1 protein-coding gene is annotated in these 943 nt (G+C 71.8%); it reads right to left on the bottom strand.

Going from position 1 to position 943, the window contains the following annotated elements:
- Positions 1 to 333: 333 nt before the first annotated feature.
- Positions 334 to 943: beta-xylosidase family glycoside hydrolase (locus PROKR_RS07270; RefSeq protein WP_036961296.1), on the bottom strand; the 610-nt coding region annotated here is incomplete at its 5' end.

The following is a 943-nucleotide window of genomic DNA, read 5'->3' as shown; positions in this document are numbered from 1 at the left end:
CAGCAGCTCGGCCGTGGTCTCGGACAGGGTGGTGCGGGACAGGCCCACGCGGCGGGCGAGCTCGGCACGGCTCAGGGGCCCGTCCCGCAGCGCGGCCACCACGTGGCTCTCGTGGGCCCGCCGTGCGGCGCTGCCCGGTGGTGTCGTCGTCGACATGCTGGCGACCATATGGACCCCCGAATTTTTCCGTCAACGACCCGGCAGAAAACGCGACCAATTCCGTCGGAACCGATCAGAACCCGCCCCCCACCCCTCGTTGAGTGCTGGGTATTTGTTGCCTGACGGCCGAGAAATCGACAAATATCCAGCACTCAGCGAAGCGGGATGGGCTGGTCAGGGCAGCGCGTACGTGCGGACGTAGTCGAACGTCGCCGTCGCACCCGCCGTGTTCATCGAGACCAGGCCGATCCGCGGGGCCCGGTCGTCGGGCAGGGTCCAGACACCGCCCCACCGCCAGGTCTCACCGTCGGTGCTGGACGCCATGCGTACCTCGTACTCGTCGTTCCCCGCGTCCCGGTGCACGGCGAGCCGCAGCCACGTGGTCTCCCCCGGGGCCGCGCCGAACATCGGGGCGCTGTACGCGGCGGCCGGCGGCGTGCTGGTCGGCCGGGCAGCCTCCTTGGTGAACTCCACCATCTGCGCCGCGCTGCCGGGCTTGCGCAGCAGCCCGAGCTGGGAGTGCACCAGCTTCACGAACTGGTTGTCCCCCGCGTAGAGCACGAGCCCGGCCTGCCGGTTCACGCCCACGCCGTCGAGGTCGAGCTTCGTCTCCACCAGGTAGTCCCCCGCGGGAGCCTCCCGGGTCAGCACCGAGGCCGTGTTGGTGCCCAGGTACAGCTCGGCGTTCTGGGTGGGCCAGACCAGCGCCCCGCCGTCCAGTCGGGCGCCGGCGGCCGGGCCCCGGACCCAGGACCAGCCGGCGCCCCCGGCCCCGGGCTCGACG

It is taken from the genome of Promicromonospora kroppenstedtii DSM 19349 (assembly GCF_000515355.1).
Classification (GTDB): Bacteria; Actinomycetota; Actinomycetes; order Actinomycetales; family Cellulomonadaceae; genus Promicromonospora; species Promicromonospora kroppenstedtii.
This window is presented reverse-complemented; position numbering and strand designations above follow the sequence as displayed.